At 67.1% G+C, this 19,920-nt stretch carries 23 protein-coding genes; 16 read left to right on the top strand and 7 right to left on the bottom strand.

Features of this window, described 5'->3' with window-relative positions:
* Positions 1-2: 2 nt before the first annotated feature.
* Positions 3-503, bottom strand: a complete 501-nt coding sequence (locus ACTJI6_RS13710; protein ID WP_126155093.1) for a YciE/YciF ferroxidase family protein — start codon at positions 501-503, stop codon at positions 3-5.
* 267 nt (positions 504-770) lie between these two features.
* Between ACTJI6_RS13710 and pobA the strand changes: the two genes are divergently transcribed.
* Positions 771-1,934, top strand: coding sequence for a 4-hydroxybenzoate 3-monooxygenase (pobA, locus tag ACTJI6_RS13715; protein WP_440801448.1), 1,164 nt, complete (start codon positions 771-773; stop codon positions 1,932-1,934).
* Here pobA and ACTJI6_RS13720 read toward each other — a convergent pair.
* Positions 1,928-2,830: a LysR substrate-binding domain-containing protein gene (locus ACTJI6_RS13720; RefSeq protein ID WP_440801450.1), complete on the bottom strand. Its 903-nt coding sequence runs from the start codon at positions 2,828-2,830 to the stop codon at positions 1,928-1,930. The genes pobA and ACTJI6_RS13720 overlap by 7 nt on opposite strands.
* An 86-nt stretch (positions 2,831-2,916) precedes the next feature.
* Here ACTJI6_RS13720 and pcaD point away from each other — a divergent pair, with 86 nt between their 5' ends.
* The 5 genes from pcaD to ACTJI6_RS13745 all read left to right on the top strand — a co-directional run bounded on the left by pcaD (position 2,917) and on the right by ACTJI6_RS13745 (position 6,538).
* Positions 2,917-3,702 carry a 3-oxoadipate enol-lactonase gene (pcaD, locus tag ACTJI6_RS13725; RefSeq protein WP_440801452.1) on the top strand — a complete coding sequence of 262 codons (786 nt, stop codon included), beginning with the start codon at positions 2,917-2,919 and terminating at the stop codon, positions 3,700-3,702.
* The gene (gene pcaC / locus ACTJI6_RS13730) at positions 3,699-4,094 is read left to right on the top strand and encodes a 4-carboxymuconolactone decarboxylase (protein WP_440801454.1); all 396 of its coding nucleotides are present in this window, start codon (positions 3,699-3,701) and stop codon (positions 4,092-4,094) included. The genes pcaD and pcaC overlap by 4 nt, the downstream gene beginning before the upstream one ends.
* Positions 4,091-4,819, top strand: a complete 729-nt coding sequence (pcaH, locus tag ACTJI6_RS13735) for a protocatechuate 3,4-dioxygenase subunit beta (protein ID WP_440801457.1) — start codon at positions 4,091-4,093, stop codon at positions 4,817-4,819. Before pcaC ends, pcaH begins: the two co-directional genes overlap by 4 nt.
* Before the next feature lies 1 nt (position 4,820).
* Positions 4,821-5,420 carry a protocatechuate 3,4-dioxygenase subunit alpha gene (gene pcaG / locus ACTJI6_RS13740; protein WP_440801459.1) on the top strand — a complete coding sequence of 200 codons (600 nt, stop codon included), beginning with the start codon at positions 4,821-4,823 and terminating at the stop codon, positions 5,418-5,420.
* Between the two features lie 68 nt (positions 5,421-5,488).
* A complete protein-coding gene (locus ACTJI6_RS13745; RefSeq protein ID WP_440801461.1) occupies positions 5,489-6,538 on the top strand; it encodes a 3-carboxy-cis,cis-muconate cycloisomerase in 1,050 nt (349 codons plus the stop codon).
* Between the two features lie 26 nt (positions 6,539-6,564).
* On the opposite strand, the gene ACTJI6_RS13750 is transcribed toward ACTJI6_RS13745, so the two are convergent.
* Both ACTJI6_RS13750 and ACTJI6_RS13755 read right to left on the bottom strand, forming a co-directional pair.
* Complete coding sequence (locus tag ACTJI6_RS13750; protein ID WP_440801463.1) at positions 6,565-7,830, bottom strand: MFS transporter; 1,266 nt, start codon at positions 7,828-7,830, stop codon at positions 6,565-6,567.
* Positions 7,831-8,004: 174 nt separating this feature from the next.
* Positions 8,005-8,847 carry a 3-keto-5-aminohexanoate cleavage protein gene (locus ACTJI6_RS13755; protein ID WP_440801464.1) on the bottom strand — a complete coding sequence of 281 codons (843 nt, stop codon included), beginning with the start codon at positions 8,845-8,847 and terminating at the stop codon, positions 8,005-8,007.
* A gap of 33 nt (positions 8,848-8,880) precedes the next feature.
* Between ACTJI6_RS13755 and ACTJI6_RS13760 the strand changes: the two genes are divergently transcribed.
* The 9 genes from ACTJI6_RS13760 (at position 8,881) to ACTJI6_RS13800 (ending at position 15,254) form a co-directional block, all read left to right on the top strand.
* Positions 8,881-9,033 (top strand): hypothetical protein, encoded by a 153-nt coding sequence (locus tag ACTJI6_RS13760; RefSeq protein ID WP_440801465.1) that lies wholly within the window; start codon positions 8,881-8,883, stop codon positions 9,031-9,033.
* Positions 9,034-9,061: 28 nt separating this feature from the next.
* A complete protein-coding gene (locus tag ACTJI6_RS13765; protein WP_440801467.1) occupies positions 9,062-9,724 on the top strand; it encodes an amino acid ABC transporter permease in 663 nt (220 codons plus the stop codon).
* Between the two features lie 13 nt (positions 9,725-9,737).
* A complete protein-coding gene (locus ACTJI6_RS13770) occupies positions 9,738-10,388 on the top strand; it encodes an amino acid ABC transporter permease (protein ID WP_440801469.1) in 651 nt (216 codons plus the stop codon).
* 29 nt (positions 10,389-10,417) lie between these two features.
* The gene (locus ACTJI6_RS13775) at positions 10,418-11,242 is read left to right on the top strand and encodes a transporter substrate-binding domain-containing protein (RefSeq protein WP_440801471.1); all 825 of its coding nucleotides are present in this window, start codon (positions 10,418-10,420) and stop codon (positions 11,240-11,242) included.
* Between the two features lie 52 nt (positions 11,243-11,294).
* Positions 11,295-12,113: a transporter substrate-binding domain-containing protein gene (locus tag ACTJI6_RS13780; protein WP_440801472.1), complete on the top strand. Its 819-nt coding sequence runs from the start codon at positions 11,295-11,297 to the stop codon at positions 12,111-12,113.
* Positions 12,114-12,180: 67 nt separating this feature from the next.
* Entirely contained in the window at positions 12,181-12,627 is a 447-nt protein-coding gene (aroQ, locus tag ACTJI6_RS13785; protein WP_440801473.1) for a type II 3-dehydroquinate dehydratase, read from the top strand.
* On the top strand, positions 12,624-13,652 hold the full coding sequence (locus ACTJI6_RS13790; protein ID WP_440801474.1) for a Gfo/Idh/MocA family protein: 1,029 nt from the start codon (positions 12,624-12,626) through the stop codon (positions 13,650-13,652). The genes aroQ and ACTJI6_RS13790 overlap by 4 nt, the downstream gene beginning before the upstream one ends.
* A gap of 17 nt (positions 13,653-13,669) precedes the next feature.
* Positions 13,670-14,413: an amino acid ABC transporter ATP-binding protein gene (locus ACTJI6_RS13795; protein WP_440801476.1), complete on the top strand. Its 744-nt coding sequence runs from the start codon at positions 13,670-13,672 to the stop codon at positions 14,411-14,413.
* A gap of 7 nt (positions 14,414-14,420) precedes the next feature.
* Complete coding sequence (locus ACTJI6_RS13800; protein WP_440801478.1) at positions 14,421-15,254, top strand: shikimate dehydrogenase family protein; 834 nt, start codon at positions 14,421-14,423, stop codon at positions 15,252-15,254.
* Here ACTJI6_RS13800 and ACTJI6_RS13805 read toward each other — a convergent pair.
* The 3 genes from ACTJI6_RS13805 to dinB all read right to left on the bottom strand — a co-directional run bounded on the left by ACTJI6_RS13805 (position 15,251) and on the right by dinB (position 19,262).
* Entirely contained in the window at positions 15,251-16,183 is a 933-nt protein-coding gene (locus ACTJI6_RS13805; protein WP_440801479.1) for a LysR family transcriptional regulator, read from the bottom strand. The two genes, ACTJI6_RS13800 and ACTJI6_RS13805, sit on opposite strands and share 4 nt — an antisense overlap.
* Positions 16,184-16,187: 4 nt before the next feature.
* Positions 16,188-18,062, bottom strand: coding sequence for a bifunctional sugar phosphate isomerase/epimerase/4-hydroxyphenylpyruvate dioxygenase family protein (locus ACTJI6_RS13810; RefSeq protein ID WP_440801481.1), 1,875 nt, complete (start codon positions 18,060-18,062; stop codon positions 16,188-16,190).
* A gap of 87 nt (positions 18,063-18,149) precedes the next feature.
* Positions 18,150-19,262 carry a DNA polymerase IV gene (dinB, locus tag ACTJI6_RS13815; protein WP_440801483.1) on the bottom strand — a complete coding sequence of 371 codons (1,113 nt, stop codon included), beginning with the start codon at positions 19,260-19,262 and terminating at the stop codon, positions 18,150-18,152.
* Positions 19,263-19,454: 192 nt separating this feature from the next.
* On the opposite strand from dinB, the gene ACTJI6_RS13820 reads away from it, so the two are divergent.
* On the top strand, positions 19,455-19,895 hold the full coding sequence (locus ACTJI6_RS13820; protein WP_440801485.1) for a pseudoazurin: 441 nt from the start codon (positions 19,455-19,457) through the stop codon (positions 19,893-19,895).
* The last annotated feature ends 25 nt before the right edge of the window (positions 19,896-19,920 follow it).

Below are 19,920 nucleotides of genomic sequence, written 5' to 3' on the forward strand. Positions count from 1 at the left end.
GATCAGGCCGCTTCTTGGGTGGCGGCGGCGTTGATGACCGCCTCGGCCAGGCTGGTCAGCTTTTCGTCCGTGGCGGTTTCTTCCTGCAAGGTCTCATCCAGCAGCGACGCTGCCTCGTCCAGCCCCAAGGTCTGCGCCCAGGCCTTCAGCGTGCCATAACGGCTGATCTCGTAATGCTCGACCGCCTGCGCTGCGGCCAGCAGGCCCGCGTCGAGGGCGGGGCTGTCCTTGAATTCGTCAATGATGTCCTCGCCTTCGGCAATGATGCCTTCGATGGCGTCGCAGGTTTTGCCGCGCGGCCGCTTGCCGATCAGTTCGAACACCTGGGTCAGGCGCTCGACCTGGGTCTGGGTTTCCTCCTCATGCGCCTTGAACGCGGCCTTCAGATCCTCGCTTTGCGCGGCGCGGGCCATCTTGCGCAGCGCGGTCAGTATCTTGCGCTCGGCGTAATAGATGTCCTTCAGCGTTTCGTGAAACAGCGTGTCCAGCGTCTTGTCGGCCATGGAAAATCTCCGTTGCTTGATCCGCCGCGTCGGTCGCGGCCCTGAGACATCCCCTTAACAATCGTCCCGCCCGTCCGTTCCCCGCGACCGTGCCGAACCGGCCTTTATCAATCGGCCGCGCCGCCGCATCCCGCGCCACAGCCGGCAGGCTTGCCCTGACGCCTCGGGGCGGAGGCATGCCCGAAAAATACCAGCCCGCGCCCGTCCCGTCCATTCGCAAGCCAGCCCCGGCAGGCTAAGCGGCGCAGCGAACAGGGAGGAACGTGCATGGATACCCAGGTCGTCATCATCGGCGGCGGGCCGTCTGGCCTGCTATTGTCGCAATTGCTGAACCGGGCGGGGATCGCCACGGTGATCCTGGAACGCAGCACGCGCGATCACGTGCTGTCACGGATCCGCGCCGGGATCCTGGAATGGGGCAGCGTCGAGGTGCTGCGCGAGGCGGGCGTCGGCGCGCGCATGGATGCGGAGGGCATCCCCCATGACGGCACGCTGATCACCGATGCCGACATGGTGGTTCATATCGACTTCAAGGGCCTGACCGGCAAGCGGGTGATGGTCTATGGCCAGACCGAGGTGACGCAGGATCTGTATGCGGCGCAGGACGCCATGGGCACGACGATCATTCATGGCGTCAGCGACGTGACCATCGACGCGGAAGGCCCGCATGCGGTCGTGGAGTACACAACCGACGGGCAGCGCCGCCGTCTGACCTGCGCCTATGTCGCGGGCTGCGACGGCTTCCACGGCGTCAGCCGCAAGACCATCCCCGAGAGCAAGCGCCAGGAATTCGAGCGCGTCTATCCTTTCGGCTGGCTGGGCATCCTGTCGCGCACACCCCCTGTTGCGGACGAGCTGATCTATGCCAATTCACCGCACGGCTTTGCGCTGGCGTCCATGCGCAGCGAGAGTCTGGTGCGCTATTACATCCAGGTGCCGCTGACCGATACGGTCGCCGACTGGTCCGATGACCGCTTCTGGGCTGAATTCAGGCGCCGCATCCCCTCGGACGCCGCCGCCCGGTTGGTGACGGGACCGTCCATCGAGAAATCCATCGCCCCCCTGCGCAGCTTCGTGTCCGAACCGCTGCGATGGGGGCGGCTGTTCCTGGTGGGCGACGCCGCCCATATCGTCCCGCCCACCGGGGCCAAGGGACTGAACCTGGCGGTATCGGATGTATTCTATCTGCACCAGGCGCTGATTGCGGCGCTGAAAGGGGACGAAACCGGCATCGACGCCTATTCCGGCCGGGCCCTGGCTCGCATCTGGAAGGCGATGCGCTTCAGTTGGCAGATGACGATGATGCTGCACCGCTTCGACGACGAGGACAGCTTCGCCGCCCGGATGCGCCGCGCCACCCTGGCCCATCTGGCGGAATCGGAAACCGCGCAGCGCGATCTGGCGGAAAACTATGTGGGCCTGCCTTACTGAGCGGCGGCCTCCAGGGCGGCGATGAACGCCTGCGCGGGGGGCGACGGCTCGCCGCCATCGCGCAGGGAAATGCCGACCGGGCCGCCCAGCAATTCGTTGCGGATCGGCAGGACGACCAGGGCGCCCGATTCGATTTCCGGGCGCACCACCCCTTCGGATATGAACCACACCGTATCCGAACGGGTCACGACCTCGCGCCCGAAGGCCAGCGAGACGTTCTCGAACGCGGGCTGCGGGTCGGTGATGCCGACCGAATGCAGCCAGCTTCTGACCGAGGACGCGATCATCGCCCCTGCGGGCGGCAGCATCAGCGGATGATGAGCCAGTTCGCCGTAATCCCAGTCCTGCCGCAGCAGTGGATGGCCCGCGCGCACGACCGGCACGACACGCTCCCAGTAAAGGCGCCGGAAGCCCAGCCCCTCGGTATTGCCCACCGTGGGCATCCGGCCCACCACCAGGTCAAGCTGTCCTTCGCGCAGCAGCGACAGCAGCAGCCAGTTCGGCCCGGTCATCACGTCCAGCAGGACATCGGGCCGGGTTTCGCGGAATGCCAGGGCCGCGCGCGGCACCAGTCCCGTGGCCGCCGTGGGCAGCACCCCCAGATGCAGGCGCGGGCGTTCCGGGGGCGGCGACAGCACCAGCGACTGCGCCCGTTCCAGATCGGCAAGCGCGGTGCCGGCATGGGTCTGATAGACCCGGCCCGCGGGCGTCAGCGCCAGCTTGCGCCCCGACCTGTCGAACAGCCGGACGCCCAGGATCTCCTCAAGCTCGCGGATGGTCTTGGACGCGGCGGGCTGGCTGACATGCAGCGCCTCGGCCGCCGCCGACAGGCTGCCCAGGCGCGCCGTTTCCAGAAAGCAGCGCAGGTGGCGCAGGCGCAGATGGGAATGCAGCATGATAACCTTCCGGTTATGGTATCTTTCCATCATTATAATTTTCATCGCCGTATCTGTCATGCGATAAGCAGCGCAAGGGGGAAAGAATGCAGACCATCTCCACATCCGACATCACCATCCACATCCAGGACGAAGGTCCGCGCGACGGGCGTGCGGTGGTGCTGGCCAATTCGCTGGGCACCGACCTGCGGATCTGGGACGCGCTGCTGCCGTTGCTGCCTGCCGGGCTGCGGATCGTGCGCTTCGACAAGCGCGGCCACGGGCTGACCGACGCCACGCCCGCGCCTTATTCCATGGATCAGTTGGTCGCGGATGCCGAGGCGGTCTGCGACGGCCTGTCCCTGCGCGACGTGACCTTCGTGGGCCTGTCCATCGGCGGGCTGATCGGCCAAGGGCTTGCGGCCCGGCGGCCCGACCTGATCCGGGCGTTGGTTTTGATGGACACGGCGGCGCAGATCGGCACCGCGCAGCTGTGGCAGGACCGCATCGACACGATCAACCGCGACGGTATCGCGGCCCTTGCCGGGCCGATCCTGGAACGCTGGTTCACCCCGGCCTTCCGCGACGCCGACCCGGAATTTCCGTTGTGGCGCAACATGCTGACGCGCACCACGGTCGCCGGTTACGCCGGCTGCTGCGCCGCCATCGCGGGCGCCGACCTGACCGAATCCACCCGCGCGCTGACCCTGCCGGTTCTGGCGATGGCGGGCGATCAGGACGGGTCCACCCCGCCCGATCTGGTGCGCGCCACGGCCGAGCTGTGCGGCGCGGAATTCCACGTCATTCCTGACGCGGGCCATATCCCCTGCGTAGAACAGCCCGCCGCCACCGCCCGGCTGCTGACCGATTTTCTGGAAAGGACCGCCCCATGACCGATCCCGTGACCGACCGCCATGCGCAAGGAATGCGGACTCGCCGCGCGGTCCTGGGCGACGCCCATGTGGACCGGGCCGAGGCCGCGAAATCCGACCTGGACCGGCCCTTCCAGGATCTCATCACCGAATCCGCCTGGGGGACCGTCTGGTCGTCCGACGCGATCACCAGACGGGAGCGATCCATGCTGACGCTGGCCCTGCTGGCCGCGACCGGAAATTTTGAGGAGATCCCGATGCATATCCGGGCCACCGCCCGAACCGGCGCGTCCAAACGCGACGTGATGGAGGCCTTCCAGCACGTCGCCATCTATGCCGGTGTGCCCCGCGCGAACCACGCCATCAAGCTGGCGAAACAGACCTATGCCGAGATGGAGGCGGCATCCGAATGACCGATCTAGGCCCGCTGATCCCTCGCAACCGCGAGGCGCACCCAGATGCGTATTTTCCCGACTACAAGACATCCGTGGCCCGGTCGCCGAACCTGCCGCTGCTGTCGATGGAATCCGGCCCATCCGAGGAAACCGGCCCGACCTTCGGCCATTCCGCCATCGGCGCGCTGGACAACAACCTGATCCTGAACTGGACCAAGGGCGCCGCCCCCGCCGTGGGCGAACGCATCCTGATGCACGGCCGCGTGCTGGATGAAAACGCCCGGCCCGTGCCGAACACGCTGGTGGAAATCTGGCAGGCCAATGCCGGGGGGCGTTACCGCCACAAGAAGGACAGCTATCTGGCGCCGCTGGACCCGAATTTCGGCGGCTGCGGGCGGACGCTGACAGACGAGAACGGCTATTACCAGTTCCTGACCATCCGTCCCGGCGCCTATCCCTGGCCGAACCGGGGCAACGACTGGCGGCCGATGCATATCCATATCTCGGTCTATGGCCACAGCTTCGGGCAGCGCCTGATCACTCAGATGTATTTCGAGGGCGATCCGCTGATCCCCCTGTGCCCCATCGCCGCGACGATCCGCAACCGATCTCAGCTTGACCGGCTGGTCGCGCCGCTGGACATGGCGCATTCGCGGCCGCTGGATTACCTGGCCTACAAGTTCGACATCGTGCTGCGCGGCCGCCGCCAGACCATGTTCGAAAACAAGATCGAGGGGATGTAAGATGGTCCAGCCGCTGAATGTCCTGACCGAAACCGCGTCGCAGACCGCGGGGCCCTATGTCCATATTGGCTTGATGCCGACCTATGCCGGCAATGCCGGGTATTACGACGAGGAGATCGGGGTTTCCCCCATCGCCGACGGCGCCAAGGGCCAGGTCATCGAGATCGTAGGTTCCGTCTATGACGGCACCGGCTGGGCCTTGCGTGACGCGCTGATCGAAAGCTGGCAGGCGGACGCATCCGGCAGGTTCGCCGGACAGGAGGGCGCCGACCCTGCGGTCAGCGGCCACTGCCGCTTTGCCGCCGATGCGGTCACGGGCGAGTTCACCCTGCGCACGGTCAAGCCGGGGCGGGTGCCGTCGCGTTACGGCCGGGCCTTCGCGCCGCATATCTCGCTTTGGGTCGTGGCGCGGGGGATCAACATCGGGTTGCAGACCCGCATCTATTTCGAGGACGAGGACAACGAGGGCGACCCCCTGCTGTCGCGGATCGAACAGCGCCCGCGCGTGCAGACGCTGATCGCGAAAAAGACCGGCGACGGCAGGTATCGCTTCGACATCCGCCTGCAAGGCGAGGGCGAGACGGTGTTTCTGGACATCTGACCCTGGGTTAGGGTTTCGGCGGCGCGGGGCCATCCTCGCGCCGCTTTCGCATGAAAAGGGGCCACGCCATGACCGATGTTTTCGACCACCCCTGGCTGGGCGGGCTGTTCGCCGATCCCGAAGTGGCCGCGCTGTGGTCGCCCGAGGCCCAGCTTGCCGGGATGCGCGCTTTCGAGGCCGCCTTCAGCCGTGCCTTGGGCCGGGCAGGTCTGGCCGGGGGCACCGAGGAGGCGGCGCGGGCCATCGAGGGCATGGGCTTTGACATGGACGACCTGCGCGCGGGCACCGGGCGAGACGGCGTGGTCGTGCCTTGCCTGGTCAGGCAGATGAAGGCCGCGGCGGGCGATGCGGCGGCCGTCCACAAGGGCGCGACCTCGCAAGACGTGATCGACACAGCCACGGCCATCGCCATGCGCGACACGCTGGCGCTGATCGACGCGCGGCTGGACGCGCTGGAGCAGGCGCTGCGGGAACTGGACTGCCGCTTCGGCGCGCGCCCGCTGATGGGCCGCACCCGGATGCAGGCGGCGACCGAAATCATGGTGGCCGACCGCATCGCCCCCTGGCTTCTGCCGCTGGCCGACCATCGCGCCCGGATCGCGCAGGCGCGGCCCCGCGTCGCCCGGCTGCAACTGGGCGGCGCCTCGGGCGACCGCAGGGATCTGGGCGACAAGGCGGATACCGTGGCGGCGGACATGGCGGCGGCGCTTGGCCTGGAAAACCCGCCCCGCGCCTGGCACGCGATGCGCGACGGCGTGGCCGAGTTCGCGGGGATCCTGTCGCTGGTCAGCGGCACGCTGGGCAAGATGGGCCAGGACATCGCCCTGATGGCCCAGCAGGGGATCGAGGAGATCGAGCTGTCGGGCGGCGGCACCTCGTCCGCGATGGCGCACAAGCAGAACCCGGTCATGGCGGAACTGCTGGTGACGCTGGCGCGGTTCAACGCCACGCAGTTGGCAGGGGTCCATCAGGCGCTGATCCACGAACAGGAACGGTCGGGCGCGGCCTGGGCCCTGGAATGGATGATCCTGCCGCAGATGGCGCAGGCCACCGGCCGCGCGCTGTCGGCGGCGATCCGGCTTGCCGGGCAGGTCACACGGATCGGATCGCCGGAATAGAAAGGGGCGCCGGAAGGCGCCCCGTTTCAGACCTTCTGGCGCAGCACCACCGACTGCGCCAGGGCCACCGCCCCCAGCAGGCCGACGATGGCGAAGACATAGAAGCCCCAGGGATGGCCGATGCCCATCGACACCAGCGTGCCCCCGACCAGCGGCCCGGCGATGGCGCCCAGCCGTCCGACGCCCGCCGCCACGCCAAGCGCCGTCGCCCGTACGCCGGGCGGATAGTTCGAGGCGACGAAGGCATAGACCAGCACCTGCGCCGAAAACACGAAGCAGCCCGTCAGGAACACCATCGGATACAGCAGCCCCGGCCCCATCCGCACCGACAGCACCGCCAGCAGCACCGCCCCGCACAGGAACCAGGCCACCGCCGCGACCTTCAGCCCGATCCGGTCGCCCACGCGCCCCGCCACCAGAAGCCCGCAGATCGCCCCCGCGTTCAGCAGCAGAAGCAGCCACAGGCCACCCGTCAGGCTGTATCCCGCCGCCACCATCAGCTTGGGCAGCCAGGTGTTCAGGCCATAGACCAGCAGCAGCCCCATGAACGAGGTCACGCAGATGGCGACCGAGTTCCGCAGCAGCTTCCCCCGGAACAGCGCGGCAAGCGAGGCGCGCTCCTCGGGCAGGGGCGCGGACTCGGGCAGGGTCAGGCCATAGCGCGCGGCGATCGCCTCGGCCTCGGTCCGGCGGCCGGTGGCCAACAGGAAGGACGGCGATTCCGGCAGGCTGCGATACATGACCGGCGCCAGGACGAAACCGGGAACGGCGCCGATGACGAACATCGCGTGCCAGCCCAGCGTCGGCAGCACCAGAAGGCCCAGCAGCGCGGTTGCGACCGCGCCGACGTGATAGCCGGTCATCACCGTGGTGGACGCCTTGCCCGCCCTGCCGCTGGAGAATTCGGTGACCATGGCGATGGCGGTGGGCAGGCAGCCGCCCAGCCCAAAGCCCGCCAGGAAGCGGAAGATGCCCAACTGAACATAGTTCTGCGCGACAGCGCAGGCCAGCGTCAGCGCCGAAAAGACCAGCACGGCGAAGATCATCACCTTGCGCCGCCCCAGCCAGTCGGTCGCGATTCCGATGGATAGCGCGCCCAGAGTCATGCCGACAAGGCTGATGGTGGACACGAAGGTCGCCTGCGCGGGCGTCATCCAGGGCATGTCGCCGCCGGTCAAGGTGGGGATCAGCGCGCCCAGCACGACAAGATCGAAGCCGTCCAGAACGACCGCGATCCAGCACAGGATCGCGACCGTGCGGGCGGCGCTGCTTTGAACAAAGGCGGTTGGCAAATGATGTCTCCTTCCCATCAGGGGGAGGGCGACAGGTGTCCAACCCGTTGCGACGATCTGCGATCCGGCCTCATCCCCGGCGGGGACATTACCACCGCCGCCGCCTGTGAACAAAGAAACACTTAGCCTGCGGCATGAAATCTTTTCCGCGATCCATATCTTGCCGGTTATGATTCAGGCGGCTTCCGGCATCCGCAGCCCCAGGATCTGTCGCGCCTGCCGCCATGTCGCGACCGGGCGGCCATGCCGTTCCGCGATCCGGGCGGCGCGGCGGACCAAAGCCGCGTTCGAGGGCGCCAGCCGATCCCGGTCCAGGCGCACATTGTCCTCAAGCCCCGTGCGGGCGTGGCCGCCCGCGCCGATGGCCCATTCGTTCAGCACGATCTGGTTCGGCCCGATCCCGGCCGCGCACCAGGGCGCATCCTGGCCGAACAGCCGCTTGACAGTATAGATGTAGTAATCGAACACATCGCGGTCGGCGGGCATGGCGTTTCTCACGCCCATCACGAACTGCACATAGGGCCGGTCCCTGATCTGCCCCGCCTTCCACATCTGATGCGCCTTGAGGATATGGGACAGGTCGAAGGCCTCGATTTCCGGCTTCACGTCATGGTCCAGCATTTCCTGGGCCAGCCAGTCCACCAGATCGGGCGGGTTTTCATACACGCGGGTCGGGAAGTTGTTCGACCCCACCGACAGGGACGCCATGTCGGGCCGCAGCGGCAGCATCCCGCCGCGCGCCTGGCCCGCCCCGGACCGCCCGCCCGTGGACAGTTGCACGATCAGGCCGGGACAGTGCTTTTCCAGCCCCTCTTTCAGCGCGGCGAAACGGTCGGGGTCGCTGGTCGGCTTGCCGGCGTCGTCTCGGACGTGGCAGTGGGCGATCGTCGCGCCCGCCTCGAAGGCTTCCTGGGTGGATTCGACCTGCTCGGCGATGGTGATCGGCACGGCGGGGTTGTTGTCCTTGGTCGGCAGCGATCCGGTGATCGCCACGCAGATGATGCAGGGATCGGTCATGTCAGTCCCCTTGTTTGACAACTGCTTGCGGACATGATCGATCAAAAGCGCCGCCGCCGCCAGCCCGCAACAACGCCCGCGCAGCGCACCGGAAAAATTAACATCATGTTAGGAAAATGCGGGGATTGGTATTTGACGGAACGGCCGTCCCCGGTCAGTTTCCATCAAAAGGCTGACCGCGCCTGACTCGGGCCGCCTTTGAAGGGGGGAAACCATGACACTGGACTTTGGCGTCGTCTGGGCGCGTTGGCCCGAATTGCTGATGGGGTTGGGCGGCACGCTGTTCCTCGCGCTGTCGGGCATGATCCTGGCGCTGATCATCGGCGTGCTGGGCGTGGCGATCCGCCGGTCGCACAGCCGCATCGGATCGGCCTTGGTGATCGCCTTTGTCGAACTGATCCGCAACACGCCCTTCCTAGTGCAGATCTTCTTCATCTTCTTCGCCCTGCCGCTGGCGGGCATCCGCCTGAACCCCACCGTCACCGCGATCATCGCCCTGGGCGTCAACGGCGGCGCCTATGCGATCGAGATCATCCGGGGCGGCGTCGAAAGCATCCCGAAAGGCCAGACCGAGGCCGGCCTGGCCCTAGGCCTGAAACCGGGCGAGATCTTCCGCAAGATCATCCTGAAACCCGCGCTGCGCGCCGTGTTCCCGTCGCTGTCGAGCCAGTTCATCCTGCTGACGCTGACCACCTCGATCGCCACCTCGATTTCCGCCTACGAGCTGACCAGCGTGGCGCAGCGCATCGACGGCGACACCTTCCGCAGCTTCGAGGTCTATTTCACCATCACCGCGATGTATCTGGCGCTGTCCTGGTTCATCATGTCGCTGTTCGCGCTGATCTCTCGCGCGGCCTTCACCTATCCCACGCGCTGAAAAGGGGCCGGACATGTCCACCATCGGAACCCCCGAACTGCTGTTCCTGCTGCGCGGCCTGGGATGGACGCTGGCCCTGACCGCCATCGGATTTGTCGGCGGCATCGCCTTCGGCCTGGTCGTGGCCCTGGTCCGCGTCGCCCGCCGCCGCTGGCTGCGCACCGTCGCGGCGGCCTGGATCGCGGTCTTTCAGGGCACGCCGCTGCTGATGCAGCTGTTCGTCGTGTATTTCGGCCTGCCGCTGCTGGGCGTCACGGTGCCCGCCTGGGGCGCCGTGGCCATCGCGCTGACCGCCCACGCCTCGGCCTATCTGGGCGAGATCTGGCGCGGCGCGATCCAGGCCGTGCCCCTGGGCCAGACCGAGGCCGCCCACGCCCTGGGCATCAAGTATCGCAGCCTGATGCGCGACATCGTTTTGCCCCAGGCGTTCCGGTTGTCGCTGCCCGCGACCATCGGGTTCCTGGTGCAATTGCTCAAGGGCACCTCGCTTGCCGCCATCGTGGGCTTCATCGAACTGACCCGCGCGGGCCAGATCGTGTCGAACCAGACGTTCAAGCCGCTGATCGTGTTCGGCATCGTCGGGCTGCTGTATTTTCTGCTGTGCTGGCCCCTGTCGCTCTGGGGCAGCCGGATGGAACGCCGCCTGGCCCGCGACCGCCGCTGACCCACAAGACCATTCCGGGAGGGAAAACCATGCTTGCGAAAACGACCCTGACGGCCCTTGCCGCCACACTGACCCTGTCTGCGGCCCTGTCTGCCGCCGCCGACGCCCGCAGCCTCGAGGAAGCCAAGGCATCCGGCAAGCTGATCGTGGGGATCCAGGCCGACAACTGTCCCTGGGGCTGCCTGGGCAGCACCGGCGAGGCGCAGGGGTTCGACGCCGCCATCGCGCGCGCCTTCGCCGCCCATCTGGGGCTGGAAGCCGAATTCGTGCCCATGGCCGTGGCCAACCGCATCCCCGGCCTGACCACCGACAAGGTGGACGTGCTGATCGCATCGCTGGGCATCACCGCCGAACGCGCGAAGTCCGTGCAGTTCAGCCAGCCCTACGCCGAAAACACGCTGTTCGTGACGGCGGCGAAATCGACCGACCTGCCCGATCTCGCATCGCTGGCAGGCAGGTCGGTCGGCGTTCCCCGCTCTACGCCGATGGACACGATCCTGACCGCCGAGGCCCCGCCCGAGACCCGCATCCAGCGGTTCGACGACGACGCGGCCAATATCCAGGCGCTCGTGTCCGGTCAGGTCGAGGCTTTGGGATCGAACCAGTTCTACATCCAGCGGCTGGAAGCCGCGCGCCCCGGCGAATACGAAAACAAGTTTCCCATCGGCGCGCTGTACCAAGGCATCGCATCCCGGCTGGGCGAGGCCGACTGGAACGCGGCCGCGAACGAATTCCTGGACGCCTTCATCGGCAGCGATGCCTTTGATGCGGCCTATGCCGAATGGCTTCAGGTCGAGGTGCCGCACCTGCCGGACACCATCGACGGCGTCAGCTTCACCGTGGCGCAGCAATAGACTTTAAACACCACGGGGACCGCAAGACGGTCCGTATCAGGGAGAAAACAGCATGCTTCACATCACCCGCATCGCCGCCGCAGCGGCCCTGGCCCTGGCCGCCGTCGCCGGCACCCAGGCCGATGCCCGCTCGGTCGAGGAGGCCAAGGCATCCGGCACGATCCGCATCGGCATCCAGGGCGACAACTGCCCGTGGGGCTGCATCAATTCGTCGGGCCAAGCCGACGGCTATGACGCCGCGATGGGCCGCGCCTTTGCCGAATACCTGGGCGTGCAGGCCGAATTCGTGCCGCTGGCCGTCGCCAACCGCATCCCGGCGCTCACCACCGACAAGGTGGACGTTCTGTTCGCCACCATGGCGATGAACCCGGAACGGGCGCAGTCGATCCAGTTCTCGGTCCCCTATGCGGCGAACCAGATGTCGGTCGTGGGTCCGAAGGACGCCGATCTCTCGACGCCCGAGAAGCTGGCCGACTATCGCATCGGCGTGCCGCGTTCGGCGGCTCAGGATACCGCGCTGACGGCCATCGCCCCCGAGGGCACGAACATCATGCGCTTTGACGACGACGCGGCGACCATCCAGGCGCTGATGTCGGGCCAGGTCGATGCGGTGGGCGGCAACCAGTTCTACATCACCCGGATCGAGGCTGGCGCCCCCGGCAGATACGAAAACAAGATGCCTCTGACGGCGCTTTACAACGGCGTCGGCACCCGCCTGGGCGAGGCCGACTGGAACCAGACCGTCAACGCCTTCCTGGGCGAGTTCATGAAAACCGACGAGTTCAAGGGCATCTACAACACCTGGATGCACATGGATCCGCCGCAACTGCCGACGGAAATGGAAGGCGTGCCCTTCGCCATCGCCCAGTAAGCCCGCGACAATCCCAAGGCCCGGCGGTTCCGCCGCCGGGCGCCCCCTGCCCCGAAGGTCACATCCTATGCCGAAACTCGTCTATATCCTGAATGGTCCGAACCTGAACCTGCTGGGCAAGCGCCAGCCGCATATCTACGGGTCCGAGACCCTGGCCGACGTGGAACGCGACTGCGCGGCGCTGGCCTTGGAACTGGGCGTCCAGACGCGTTTCCTGCAATCGAACACCGAAGGCCAGATCATCGACTGGGTCCATCAGGCGCGCGAGGATGGCGCAGGCATCGTCATCAACCCCGCCGCCTATACCCACACCTCGGTCGCGATCCTGGACGCGCTCAATGCCTTCGACGGCCCGGTGATCGAGGTCCATATCTCGAACGTCCACAAGCGCGAGTCCTTCCGCCACCATTCCTATGTCAGCCTGCGCGCCGACGGCGTGATCGCAGGATGCGGGACCGAGGGCTATCGCCTGGCCCTGCGCCGCATCGTCACGCTGGCCGGGGCGGACGCGTGACACCGCGCATCGCCGTCATGGGGGCGGGCCTGATCGGCAAGCGCCACGCGATGCATGTCGCGGCCTCGTCCGATGCGGATCTGGCCTGCGTCATCGACCCCTCGCCCACGGGCCAGGCGGTGGCGGCGGAATACGGCGCCCCCTGGGTCCGGTCGCTGGACGAGGCGGTGGCAGGCCCGCGCCCGGATGGCGTGATCGTGGCGACGCCGAACCAGATGCACATGCAGAACGGCCTGGACTGCATCGCGGCGGGCCTGCCCGCACTGATCGAAAAGCCGCTTTGCGACAGCGTGGCCGATGCCGAACGGCTGGTCGAGGCCGCCGAGGCGGCGGGCGTTCCGCTGCTGACCGGGCACCATCGCCGCCACAATCCGCTGATGCAGAAGGCGCGCGAGTTGATCCAGGACGGCAGCATCGGCACCCCGGTCGTCGCCAATGCGATGTTCTGGCTGTGCAAGCCCGACGATTACTTCAACGTGGCCTGGCGGCGCGAAAAGGGCGCGGGGCCGGTCTTCCTGAACCTGATCCATGACGTGGACAACCTGCGTTACCTGCTGGGCGACGTGACCGCCGTCACCGCGCGGGAATCGAACGCCCTGCGCGGCAACGCGGTCGAGGAAACGGCGGTGATCCTGCTGGAATTCGCCAGCGGGCTGCTGGCCACCGTCAGCGTCTGCGACGCGACCGTGGCGCCCTGGTCCTGGGAGATGACCACCGGCGAAAACCCCGCCTATCCGCAGACAGACGAGCATTGCTATCTGATCGGCGGCACCCACGGATCGCTGGCCCTGCCGTCCCTGACACTGCGCACCGCGCGGGGCGAACGCAGCTGGTATTCGCCTTTCGACGTGCAACGGGCCAGGGTGTCCGACGAAGACCCCCTGGCCCGACAAGTCAGCCAGTTCGCCCGCGTGATCGCAGGCCGGGAACCGCCCCTGGTGTCGGGCCGCGAGGGGCTGGAGACCCTGCGCGTCATCCAGGCCGTCAAGCAATCCGCCGAATCCGGCGCCCGCATCGCGCTTTGATCCCAGGGAGGGAGATCATGACCGAAGACTATCTGATCCGCATGGAGAATGTCGAAAAGTGGTATGGCGCCTTTCATGCCCTGAAGAACGTGAACCTGAACGTCCGTCGCGGCGAAAAGATCGTGCTGTGCGGCCCGTCCGGGTCGGGCAAGTCGACGCTGATCCGCTGCATCAACCATCTTGAGACGATCAAGTCCGGCACCATCGTCGTGGACGGCACCAAGCTGGACGACGGGCAAAAGGCCATCGACACCGTGCGCCGCGAGGTCGGCATGGTCTTTCAGCAGTTCAACCTGTTCCCGCACATGACGGTCCTGGAAAACTGCATCCTGGCCCCCATGCGGGTGCGCGGCATTTCCAAGGCCGAGGCCGAGGCGACCGCGCGCAAATACCTGGACCGGGTGCGCATCGGCAACCAGGCCGACAAATATCCCGCGCAACTGTCCGGCGGCCAGCAGCAGCGCGTGGCCATCGCCCGCGCGCTGTGCATGGAACCCATCGCCATGCTGTTCGACGAACCGACATCGGCGCTGGACCCCGAGATGGTCAAGGAGGTTCTGGACACCATGGTGGGCCTTGCCCGCGACGGCATGACGATGATCTGCGTCACCCACGAGATGGGCTTTGCCCGCCAGGTCGCCGACCGGGTGATCTTCATGGCCGACGGAGAGATCCTGGAAGAAAACACCCCTGAGGAATTCTTCCACGCGCCCCGCCACGAACGCGCCCGGAATTTCCTGGGCGAGATCCTGCACCACTGAGGCGATGATGATAAGCGGCACCACCCGGCTGATCGCGCATATCGGCTATCCCACCAGCACCTTCAAGGCGCCGATGATCTATAACCCCTGGTTCGACGCCCGTGGCATCGACGCCGTGGTGGTGCCGATGGGCTGCAAGGCCGAGGATTACGCCGCCTTCCTGCCGCTGGTCTTCCGGCTGTCGAACATCCACGGCGCGCTGATCACCATGCCCCACAAGGTCGCCACCATCGGCCTGGCCGACCGCGTGTCGGTCACGGCCCGGATCGCGGGCGCGGCCAATGCGCTGCGGCTGGGGGTGGACGGCGCCCTGGAGGCCGACATGTTCGACGGCGAGGGCTTCGTGCTTGGCGTTCTGGCCAAGGGCCAGCGGCTGGACGGGATCGGCGCGCTTGTCGTCGGCGCGGGAGGTGTCGGATCGGCCATCGCGGCCTCGCTGGCGCGGGCGGGCGTGGCGCGGCTGGCGATCTTCGACCCGAACGCGGCGGCGGCGCAGGCGTTGGCCGGGCGGCTGCTGGCGGCCTATCCGGCGCTGCGGGTTGAAACCGGCAGCCGCGATCCGGCGGGGTTCGAACTGGTCGTCAACGCCTCGCCCTTGGGAATGAACGCGGGCGATCCGCTGCCGATGGACGTGACCCGCATCGACCCCGCCGCCTTCGTGGGCGAGGTAGTGATGAAGACCGAGATGACGCCCTTCCTGTCCGCCGCCGCGGAGCGCGGCTGCCGCTATCAGGTCGGCACCGACATGCTGTTCGAGCAGATCCCTGCCTATCTGGAGTTCTTCGGTTTCGGCAAACCCACCGCCGACGACCTGCGCCGGACTGCCGCGATCAGCTACTAGCGTTCGGGCGTAGGATCGTTCCAGTCGTCGCGGGCGACCGCCTGCGCCAGTTCGCGGCGGAACCTGTCGATGGCGTATTCCGCGAAGCTGGACAGGTGCCGCCCCTTCCGCGTCACCGCCCAGGCAGTGATCCCGGCGCTTTCGGTCAGGGGGCGGCGGGTGATGCCCGGCATATAGACCTCGGCCACGGAGAATTCGTCGATCACCGCGACCCCCAGCCCGTGCCGCACCAGGCTGACCACAGTCTGCGCGAACCGTCCGCGCATGGTATAGCGCGGGTTGATCCCCGCGTCGCGGAACGGCTGGGCCAAGGCCGCGCCATAAGGATCGTCGGGATGGACACCCACGAAATCCTCGGCCGCAAGATCGTGGACCGAAATCGTGCGCTGCGCCGCCAGCCGGTGCCCGTCCGGAACGATTGCGACCAGCCGCCCGCGCGCCAGCGGCTCGCAGGTCAGGGCGGGGTTGTCCACCGCCGAGGACATGATGACGAATTCGCCCTTGTCCAGCAGCAGGTAATCGGTGGTTTCCTCGATCTTGAGGATGTTCAGGTCGATGAACAGGTCGGGAAACCGCTGGCGCACGCCCCGGATCGCGCGGGCGGCGATGAACTGCGCGATGGACGGCGCGGACGCAAAGGACAGGCGCACGTCCTCGCCCTTGCGCAGCGCGCCCACGGCGCCGTTCAGGTTCTCCATCTGGCGATAGACCTGGTGGATCATCTGGAAGATCGCCTCGGCCTCGGATGACGGGACGAACAGCCCGCCCTTCCGTTCGAATAGTCGGATCCCCAGCGAGCTTTCGGTATACTTCACCAGCCGCGAGATCCCCGGCGCGCTGACATTCAGCAGCTTCGCCGCGCCCTGGATGGTGCCCGCCATCATCACGGCGCGGATCACCTCGACCTGGCGCAGGGTCATCTCTCGCATGGGGCTACCGGGCGGGCATTCCGGCGGGACGTTCGCTGCGCTTCTGCGCGGCGATGCGGAATGGGGCGTTCGGCGCTCCATATCCCTGGTAGGTGCCGGTTCGCTGCACCACCTCCAGGAACAGCCCGCCCGGCTGCGCCTGGCTGTAGAACTGAAAGAACTGGCCGCCGGGTTCCTCGTCATACATGATGTTCAGCGCCTGCATCCGCTGGCGCAGCGCCGGGTCAAGGCCAAAGCGCGCCTCCACGTCGTCGTAATAATTCGCGCCGATCCTCAGCACCGGAAAGCCCCGGTCCTGCATGGCGGCGGCGGTCGCGAAGATGTCGTCCGTGCGGAAGGCCAGGTGCTGCACGGACGACCCGAAGGTATCCTCGATGAAGCGCCCGGCCAGGGTCCGCCGCGATTCCGCGCCGTTCAGCGTGACCCGCAGCGCGCCCGCGCGGATCGCCTGGCTGCGCACCAGCCCGTCGGGATCGGCCACGTCGACCATGGCCGATTTCTCGGCCCCGAAGATCGAGGTGTAGAACAGCGACCAACTGAGCATCTCGTCATAGGCCATGGTCTGCGCGATGTGATCGACCGCGACCAGACCCGCGCCCTGGGGGCTTGGCTGGTCCAGCGTGAAATCCACGTCCCACAGGCTTGCCGCGCCTGCGTGCAGGAACCGCAGCGCGCTGCCGCCGACGCCGCGAATGCCGGGGATCGCCAGTTCGTCCGGGCCATGCGACTGGGCATGCGCGGGGGCGCCCAGGAAGGTCGCGCGGGTGACGGCGCCCTGGGGATCGGCGACCGTCAGCCCGACCTCGGACACGCCGGTGCCGTGGTTCAGCCAGGCGGCATGGGCATAGCCCTGGGCTTCGCTGTTGACCAGCAGGTTGACGCCCCCCTGCCGCCACAGCCGCACCTGCTTCGACCGATGCCGCCCCACCGCCGCGAACCCGGCCGAGGCAAGAAACTGCTCCAGCCCGCCCGCATCGCCGGGGGCCGTCGCGAATTCCACGAACTCGACCCCCTCGACCGCGACGGGGCCGGGAAAGGCGGGCAGGTCCACGGGCAGTTGCGGTTCCGCGCGGCGCACCGCGTCCATCAGATGCACCAGCGACCGATGCCCGTCCTGCGCCACCAGCCGGGGCATCCCACGCCGGAACTGGTCGTTGAAGATCTCCAGGCTGATCGGCCCGGCATAGCCCGCAGCCATGACCGCCCGCATGAAGCCGGTCACGTCCAGGTCGCCCTCTCCCGGCATGGTGCGGAAATGGCGCGACCAGTACAGCAGGTCCATCTCGATCGCGGGGGCGTCGGCAAGCTGGACGAAAAAGATCTTGTCGCCGGGAATCCGCCGGATCGTGTCGGGGTCGATGCGGCGGGCCAGGGTGTGGAAGCTGTCGAGGATCAGGCCGATATTCGGATGATCGGCGCGGCGGACGATTTCCCAGGCGTCGCGGTGGTCGTTCACATGACGGCCCCAGCACAGCGCCTCGTATCCGACGCGGATGCCGCGCGCGGCGGCGATGTCGCCCAGTTCCGCCAGATCGTCCGCGGCCCGGCTGATCCCGCCCATCGCCGCCGGATAGACCGACGAACAGAACAGCACCAGATCGGTTCCCAGTTCCGCCATCAGGTCGAACTTGCGTTCCGCGCGGGCGAAGGCGCGGCTGCGCAGCGGTTCGGGCAGGCCCTCGAAATCGCGGAACGGCTGGAACAGCGCGATGTCCAGCCCGTGATCACGCACCATCCGGCCCACCTCGCGCGGGGAGTGGTCCGAGGCCACGAAGTCCTGTTCGAAAATCTCGATGGCGTCGAATTTCGCGGCCTGCGCAGCGGCCAGCTTGTCGGCGAACTTGCCCGGCAGGGAAACGGTGGCGATGCAGGATTTCATGGGACAGGTCCATCGGGCGTTTTCACCCATAATGCCGGCCTGGGGATAACTGGCAAGAACCGATCCTGCCGGAAGGATAACACGATGTTAATCGAAGCCCGGCAGGGACAACTGCGGGGCCTGCCCCTCGTCCTCCTCAAGCGAGGACAGGGTGACGCCCAGCAGGCGGATGCCCTTGGCCGTCGGAAACAGCGGCTGCAAAAGGCCGACCGCGACGGCTTCCAGATCCCCGGCGCCATGGACCGGGCCGGTCAAGGTCCGGCTGCGGGTGATCTGCTGGAAATCGGCGTATTTCACCTTCAGCGTCACGGTCCGCCCGGTCAGATGCCTGCTGCCGCAGGCTTTCCAGACCTTGTCCGCCAAGGCTGCGATCTCTTGCCGGGCGGGGTCGAAATCGAAGATGTCGGCGGAAAAGGTGTCCTCGGATCCGACCGATTTGCGGATCCGGTGCGGCTCGACCGGGCGGTGGTCGATCGCGCGAGAGATGCGCCAGTACCAGTCCCCCGCTTTGCCGAAATGCTGGCGCAGGAATTCGGCCGAACGGGCGCGCAGATCGGCGCCGGTGACGATGCCCAGCCGCTCCATCTTGGCCGCCGTGGCCGGGCCGATGCCGTGGAATTTCTTGACCGGCAGTTCGGCCACGAAGGCCGGTCCCCGCGCGGGCGTGATGACCGCCTGCCCGTTCGGCTTGTTCAGGTCACTGGCCAGTTTCGCCAGGAACTTGTTGTAGGAAATCCCCGCAGATGCGTTCAGCCCGGTCACCTGCCGGATCCGGTCGCGGATCATCAGGGCGATGGTGGTGGCCACGGGGATGGCCTGCTTGTTTTCGGTCACGTCCAGATAGGCCTCGTCCAGGGACAGCGGCTCGATCAGGTCGGTATGTTCGGCAAAGACCTGGCGGATCTGCTGGGACACGGCGCGATAGACCTCGAAGCGCGGCTTCACGAAGATCAGCTCCGGGCAGCGGCGCTTCGCAGTCACCGACGGCATGGCCGAGCGCACGCCGAACACCCGCGCCTCATAGCTGGCGGCGGCGACGACACCGCGCGCGGTCGATCCGCCCACCGCCACGGGCTTGCCGCGCAGGTCCGGGTTGTCGCGCTGCTCGACCGAGGCATAGAAGGCGTCCATGTCGACATGGATGATCTTGCGGATCTCCGCCTCGGCCATCGGTGCGGCATGATTGTCGGGTTGCGGCATCTGGATCGGTCCCTGACTTGCCCCGCCAGTCTAATCGACCGCAGCAGCGGAAACAAATGCGGAACGGAATATTTCCACCGCCGCCGATTTTCGCCCCGCAGTTTGCGCTTGGTCAAAGTGCGGCGCGGCGCAAGGGCCTAATCCGGCCCCTGAACGGACCGTTCCCGGTCCGCGACTTCAGGAGAAAGACCCATGAAACGCGCCCTCTTCCTTGCCCCCGCCTTGGCCCTGACCTTCGCGCTGTCCGGCGCAGCCTTCGCCGCCGAGCACGAAGTCCACATGATGAACAAGGGCGAGGCCGGGATGATGGTGTTCGAACCCGCCTTCGTGAAGGCCGAACCCGGCGACGTGATCCACTTCATCCCCACCGACAAGAGCCACAACGTCGAGGCGATCAAGGAGATCCTGCCCGCAGGGGTCGAGCCGTTCAAAAGCAAGATCAACGAGGAATATTCGCTGACCGTGACCGAACCCGGCCTTTACGGCGTGAAATGCACGCCGCATTTCGCGATGGGCATGGTGGGGCTGATCCAAGTGGGCGACGCGCCCGCGAACCTGGATGCCGCCAAGACCGCGAAGATGTCGAAAAAGGCGCGCGAGCGCATGGACGCCGAGATCGCCCAGGTCCAGTAACCCCCACCACCCGGCGGGGCGGCCC

Origin of the sequence: Paracoccus sp. 22332 (genome assembly GCF_052045125.1) — a bacterium.
Lineage (GTDB): Bacteria > Pseudomonadota > Alphaproteobacteria > Rhodobacterales > Rhodobacteraceae > Paracoccus > Paracoccus haematequi_A.